The following is a 7,065-nucleotide window of genomic DNA, read 5'->3' on the forward strand; positions in this document are numbered from 1 at the left end:
AATCTAGGGGCTTTGTTTAATTAGAAGAGTTATCTCGCAGAGATGCATTCCCAGCAATTTTTGAAAAATTATACCAATATTTGAGTCTCAATAGACCTCAAATACAATTATAAACTTAAATATGAGAAAGAAATTATCCGTATTGCTTGCCTTTATTCTGATTGGTATTGCTACCCATGCACAAGTATTACCCTTAAAAGAACAGGCTAGAATTATCGATGAAGTATTGGCCGATAGGTTAAATAATCTTTTGCCATCCCTTATGGATAAAAATAAGGTTGATATGTGGGTGATTGTATCTAGAGAATACAATGAAGATCCGGTTATCAGAACCATGCTGCCAGCAACTTGGCTCAGTGCAAGACGCCGAACCATTCTAGTATTTTATAATAACCCGAAAACTAAGGTATTTAAGAAAATTGCCATTTCTAGATACGCTATTGGCGATGAAATTGAGGCTCAATGGGACATGAAAAAATTCCCGGATCAATGGGATGCCTTGAACGATATAATCGGGCAATTAAAACCTGAAAAAATAGCCTTAAACACCTCCAAACATTTTGGACAGGCCGATGGTATTGATCATACCGATTTCGAAGAATTAACACAAAAACTTTCTGCTGCAAACAAAGCTAAACTAGTTTCTGCTGCTGATTTGGCTGTAGCATGGCTAGAAACCAGAACTCCAAGAGAAATGCAGTTCTATCCTCAATTGAACAGCATAAGCCATAAAATTATTGCTGAAGGATTTAGCAGCAAAGTAATTACTCCAGGCATTACTACTAGCGATGACTTGGTATGGTGGTTCAGACAGAAAGTGAATGATATGGGATTATCCACCTGGTTTCATCCTTCAGTCAATATCCAAAGAAATGACAAGGTCGCTTTTGATCATTTAAAAGCATTCTCCAAAGAATCGAAAGATCAGGATAATGTAATCAGAACAGGTGACCTTTTACATGTAGATTTTGGGATAAGCTACCTTCGTTTAAATACGGATATTCAGGAACATGCCTATGTGCTTGCTCCGCACGAAAAAGAAGCACCTGCCTTTTTAACTGAAGGCTTAGCCAAAGCAAACCGCTTACAAGACATCCTAACCAGCCAGTTCAAAGAAAATAGAACAGGAAATCAAATACTTGCCGCTGCATTAGCTCAGGCAAAACAGGAAAACATCAATGGAACAATTTATACTCACCCACTTGGTTTTCATGGACATGCTGCAGGACCAACCATCGGGTTATGGGACCAGCAAAATGGTGTTCCGGGTAGCGGTGATTACCCTTTGCATTTTCAAACTGCCTATTCTATTGAATTAAATGCAGCTGTTGACATTAAAGAATGGAATAAACCGGTACGTTTTATGCTTGAACAAAATGGCTATTTTGATAAAAACGGATTCTGGTACATTGATGGGCGCCAGACTAAATTGCATTTAATTGGTGGAGGGAATAATTAATTATACCCTTTAAAAACTGCCATCAAAAACACCTAAAACCCTCTTCTTAACATCTCTGCAAATTCATTGGGCAAGGGGCTGTCTTCAATAGCCTTTGCCGCTTTTTCCACATCGTATTCAAAGCGCACAAATTCAACATCAATGGCATTTCTGTCTAGTTTATTGGATTCAGAATTTATGGATAAAATTACGTAGCATCCCCTCGGATCAGCATCTTTTGGTTTGCCTACAGAGCCAATATTTATAGCATGGCGATAGCTTTGCCCCTCTGCCACTTGCGATGGCAATACCCTATGATATGGTTTATGTGTATGACCGAAACATAGAATATCGGCATCAGCATTTTCTAGAATCCGTAACAAACTTTGTTCTTCGCGATCTTCAAATAGGTACTCATTGATTTTCCGTGGGCTACCATGAACCAGCAAGAGGTTCATCTGTTCATTATTCAATTTAAACTCAACGCGCAAGTGCGATGGTAAAGTACGGAGGTAGTTGCGCTCCTTTGGCTTGATCAAGTTATTGGTATATGAAATCGAAATCTTACCCATGTCCTTTTCTGGATCGGTTTTATAAGCACACCCGCATTCATCACTCATTAAACCAATGCCTTCATCATAATTTCCAGCAATGGTGGGAATACCTCTTTTTCTAATCTCATTGACCACCTCATTTGGCCATACATTGTACCCAACTAGGTCTCCAAGGCAATAAATAGCATCCACATCTTGTGCATCTATACTTTTTAAGCATGCCTGCAGAGCCGGTAAGTTTGCATGTATATCCGAAAATAGTGCAATTCTCATTTTATGAAGTTTTATATAATTTATCTCTCAACCAAAAAGCTACATTAACCAAGATGATGAGTGCCGGAACCTCTACTAATGGCCCAATAACACCGGCAAATGCCTGACCACTATTTATTCCATAAACTCCAATGGCTACGGCAATTGCTAATTCAAAATTATTGCCAGAAGCGGTAAAAGCAATTGATGTATTGGTACTGTAATCGGCTCCCATCTTTTTTCCAATCAAAAAACTAATAAAGAACATCAATGTAAAATAAATAACTAATGGAATGGCTATGCGAACCACATCAAATGGAATTTGAACAATCAATTGCCCTTTCAAACTAAACATCAGCACAATTGTGAAAAGTAAGGCTACCAATGTAATCGGTGATACCCGCGGAATAAATTTTTCTGTGAACCATTCTTCTCCCTTGATCCTAATCAAAAAATAACGGGTTAAAAAACCACCCAAAAATGGAATACCCAAATAAATAGCTACGCTGAAGGCAATTTCTGCTATCGTAACCGGAACGATAGAACCCGATAATCCAAATAATGGAGGCAGTACTGTAATGAACACATAGGCATAAACACTGTAAAGTAATACCTGAAATATACTATTCAATGCCACCAGGCCGGCCGCATATTCCCTATTACCTTCTGCCAGTTCATTCCATACAATAACCATGGCAATGCATCGAGCCAAACCAATAAGAATGAGTCCAACCATGTATTCAGGGTAATCATGTAAAAATATTATAGCCAGCAAAAACATGAGTGCCGGACCAATAATCCAGTTTAAGATCAAAGAAACAGTCAATACTTTTGTATTTTTAAAGACTTCAGCTAATCGATCATACCGCACTTTTGTAAAAGGAGGATACATCATCAGGATTAAGCCAATTGCTAGTGGAATATTGGTTGTTCCCTTTGAAAGAGAATTGATCCAGGTTGAAGCGTCTGGAAAAAAATTACCAATGCCAACACCTAGTACCATCGCCAGGAAGATCCATAATGTTAAATAACGGTCTAAAAACCCTAATTTTTTTCTTTGCTGCGTTGGCGTACAATTCGTAGCTGACATTTTAAAATGAATTATATCGCAATATTACGATATTTAATTATACCTATCCCTATTTTTTTAAAATCTTAGGTCAAAATCAAGCATTCGTTCTAGTTTGAGTAGTATTCTGGTAATCAAAAATGACGACACCGCATAAAAATCAATTTATACTTCTTATCTTTCATTCGTATGAAAAAATCTTTAAACAGTCTATTTTTTGCCTTTGCGCTACTGCCATTACTTAGTTTGGCACAAATTAAACAGGCTCCCGATAGGAAAGAGGGCGAGGGTCCTTTCAATAAACTGATTATCCGCGGTGTTACCATGATTGATGGTACCGGTGCACCAGCAATTGGTCCGGTAGATATTGTCGTAGAAAAAAATAAAATCATTGAAATCAAGATCGTGGGTTATCCTGGTTTACCGATCAAAGAAGAACGTAGGCCAAAAGCCGAAACAGGCGATAAGGTTATGAACCTGGAAGGGCATTATTTGATGCCTGGATTAATAGATATGCATGGTCATATTGGTGGAACCGGGCAAGGAACTCCGGCCGAATATGTATTTAAACTTTGGATGTCTCATGGGATAACCACAGTTAGAGATCCATCGGCTGGAAATGGTTTAAAGTGGGTACTCGATCAAAAGAAAAAATCAGCAGCAAATTTGATTACTGCTCCGCGACTGCTAGCCTATACCAGTTTTGGTCAGGGTGCCACCAAACCAATTTCAAACGCTACTGAGGCTAAGGCCTGGGTCAATGAAAATGCTGCAAAGGGAGCCGATGGCATCAAGTTTTTTGGCGCTAAACCTGAAGTCATGAAGGCTGCCTTAGAAGAAAATAAACGCATTGGCTTACGCTCAGGCATGCATCATGCTCAAATGGATGTGGCACGCTGGAATGTTTTACAATCTGCCAGGGCTGGTTTAACTACTATGGAACATTGGTATGGATTACCTGAAGCTTTACTGGTAGACCGTACCATACAGGATTACCGTCTGGATTATAATTACCAAAACGAACAGCATCGCTTTGCCGAAGCTGGCAAATTATGGAAACAGGCCGCTCCCCCATTTTCAGATCACTGGAATAAGGTCATGCAAGAATTATTGGATCTGGATTTCACCCTCGATCCAACCTTTAATATTTATGAAGCCAACCGAGATTTAATGCGGGCAAGAAGAGCCGAATGGCATGAGCAATACACCTTGCCTTCACTATGGCGATTCTACAAGCCAAGCAGAGAGTCGCATGGATCTTATTGGTTTGACTGGACAAGCGAAGAAGAAATTCAGTGGAAAGAAAATTACCGGCTTTGGATGACTTTTGTCAATGAATATAAAAACAGGGGTGGTCGGGTTACGGCTGGGTCTGATTCCGGATTTATTTACCAGCTTTATGGATTTGCCTTTATCCGAGAATTGGAATTACTTAGAGAGGCAGGATTCCATCCACTTGAAGTGATCCGTTCGGCAACCATGTATGCTGCACAAGCTCTGGGTATGGAAAAAGAGATTGGTACTGTAGAAGTTGGGAAACTGGCTGACTTTGTTATCCTGAAAGAAAACCCATTGCAAAACCTCAAGGTATTATATGGAACTGGTGCTATCCGACTAGACGAAAATAATGAGCCCATTCGTGTAGGCGGAGTAAAATATACAGTGAAAGATGGAATTGTATATGATGCCAAACAATTGCTTGAAGACACCCGCAAAATTGTTCAGGAGGCCAAAGCAAAAGAAAATATAAAAACTTTGAAACAACCGGGGTTGGATTGGTAAGGGGGGAAGCTGAAAGCTGAAAGTAGAAAGCGTAAAGCGTAAAGCTGAAAGCTAAAAGCTGAAAGCTAAAAGCTGAAAGGGGAAAGCGTAAAGCTGAAAGCCCAAAGGTCAAAGCAGAAAGCTGAATTCTGTTTCAATAATTGGATTCAGTTATTAATTTACTGATAACTGACAACAGATAACTGACAACAGATAACAGATAACTGACAACAGATAACAGATAACTGACAACAGATAACAGATAACTGACAACAGATAACAGATAACAGATAAAAAAAAGGTGGTTTGAAACAAACCACCTTTTTTTTAGCATTATTTTGAAATTATTACTACTTACCTATGCTAGATCGAAACGATCAAGGTTCATAACCTTGGTCCATGCGGCTCCAAAATCTTGAGCAAATCGCTCATGATAATCTGCAGATGCATAAACTTCTGCAAGGGCACGCAACTCAGAATTTGAACCAAAAATAAGATCGAAACGGGTTCCAGTCCACTTGATATCACCTGTTGTACGATCACGTCCAACAAAGGCATCTCTAGAATCAGCTGATGTTTCCCACTTCGTACTCATATCAAGTAAGTTGACAAAGAAATCATTCGTTAATGTTTCTGGATTTTTGGTGAAAATACCATGCTGACTACCGTAGGTATTGGCATTAAGAACACGTAAACCAGCCACTAAAACTGTCATTTCTGGTGCAGTTAGCGTAAGCAACTGAGCTTTGTCTAATAGCATTTCTTCAGCATAACGATCAATAACTGGCTGATTGGTATGGTTTCTGAAACCATCAACTTTTGGCTCTAAATATGAGAATGAATCGACATCTGTTTGCTCTTGAGAAGCATCTGTTCGACCAGCTGTAAATTGAACGGCCAAATTATGGCCAGCTTTTTTTGCAGCAGCTTCAACAGCAGCTGTTCCTCCTAAAACAATCAAATCGGCTAAAGATACTTTCTTGCCACCTGATTGTTTGTTATTAAAATCGGCCTGAATTGCTTCCAAACTTTCTAAAACTTTGGCAAGTTTTGCAGGCTGATTAACCTGCCAGTCTTTCTGAGGAGCAAGCCTGATACGTGCACCATTGGCACCACCACGCTTATCAGAACCACGGAATGTGGAAGCAGAAGCCCATGCAGTTGAAACCAACTGAGAGATGCTTAAACCTGAACCTAAAATTGTAGCTTTTAAAGCCGCGATATCCTGATCGTCAATCAATTTATGATCAACTGCAGGAATTGGATCTTGCCAAATTAAAGTTTCGGCCGGAACCTCTTTACCAAGATAACGAGAAACAGGACCCATATCTCGGTGCGTTAACTTGAACCATGCCTTGGCAAAAGTATCTGCAAACTCTGCAGGATTTTGGTGGAAACGTCTTGAAATTTTTTCATAAGCTGGATCAACTCTCAAGGCCATATCTGCTGTTGTCATAAAAGGAGCATGCCTTTTAGATGGATCATGAGCATCAGGGACTAAATCTGCTGCTGCACCACCTTTAGGTGCCCATTGCTGCGCACCGGCCGGACTTTTAGTTAGCTCCCACTCATAACCAAATAACATATCAAAGTAGCTATTATCCCAAGTAGTTGGCGTTGGAGTCCAAGCACCTTCTAAACCACTGGTAATGGCGTCAACACCTTTACCTGATTTATATTTACTGATCCATCCTAAACCTTGTTCTTGTATAGCTGCACCTTCAGGTTCAGGACCAAGAAGGGCTGCATCACCAGCACCGTGAGTTTTACCGAATGTATGACCACCAGCAACTAGTGCTACAGTTTCTTCATCATTCATCGCCATACGCGCAAATGTTTCACGAATATCTCTTGCTGAACCTAATGCATCAGGATTGCCATTAGGCCCTTCCGGATTCACATAGATCAAACCCATTTGAACTGCTCCTAGCGGATTGTCAAGTTGACGATCTCCTTTGTAACGCTCATCGCCTAACCAGGTAGACTCAGGT

The 7,065-nt window shown here is 39.9% G+C and carries 5 protein-coding genes; 2 read left to right on the forward strand and 3 right to left on the reverse strand.

Annotated features, from left to right (window positions below; all coding sequences use genetic code 11):
- The first annotated feature begins 121 nt into the window (after positions 1–121).
- Positions 122–1,459 (forward strand): M24 family metallopeptidase, encoded by a 1,338-nt coding sequence (locus ACIQZ6_RS10845; RefSeq protein WP_395810984.1) that lies wholly within the window; start codon positions 122–124, stop codon positions 1,457–1,459.
- 32 nt (positions 1,460–1,491) lie between these two features.
- Here ACIQZ6_RS10845 and ACIQZ6_RS10850 read toward each other — a convergent pair whose 3' ends face one another.
- Together ACIQZ6_RS10850 and arsB are read right to left on the reverse strand one after the other, a co-directional pair.
- On the reverse strand, positions 1,492–2,265 hold the full coding sequence (locus ACIQZ6_RS10850) for a metallophosphoesterase family protein (RefSeq protein WP_395810986.1): 774 nt from the start codon (positions 2,263–2,265) through the stop codon (positions 1,492–1,494).
- 1 nt (position 2,266) lies between these two features.
- Positions 2,267–3,334: an ACR3 family arsenite efflux transporter gene (arsB, locus tag ACIQZ6_RS10855; protein ID WP_395810988.1), complete on the reverse strand. Its 1,068-nt coding sequence runs from the start codon at positions 3,332–3,334 to the stop codon at positions 2,267–2,269.
- Between the two features lie 168 nt (positions 3,335–3,502).
- Here arsB and ACIQZ6_RS10860 point away from each other — a divergent pair, with 168 nt between their 5' ends.
- Positions 3,503–5,095 carry an amidohydrolase family protein gene (locus ACIQZ6_RS10860; protein ID WP_395810990.1) on the forward strand — a complete coding sequence of 531 codons (1,593 nt, stop codon included), beginning with the start codon at positions 3,503–3,505 and terminating at the stop codon, positions 5,093–5,095.
- 337 nt (positions 5,096–5,432) lie between these two features.
- Here the strand turns inward: ACIQZ6_RS10860 and katG are convergent.
- The coding region (katG, locus tag ACIQZ6_RS10865) for a catalase/peroxidase HPI (RefSeq protein ID WP_395810992.1) at positions 5,433–7,065 on the reverse strand (1,633 nt) is incomplete at its 5' end.

The sequence above is a fragment of the Daejeonella sp. genome (assembly GCF_044348475.1).
GTDB lineage: Bacteria > Bacteroidota > Bacteroidia > Sphingobacteriales > Sphingobacteriaceae > Daejeonella.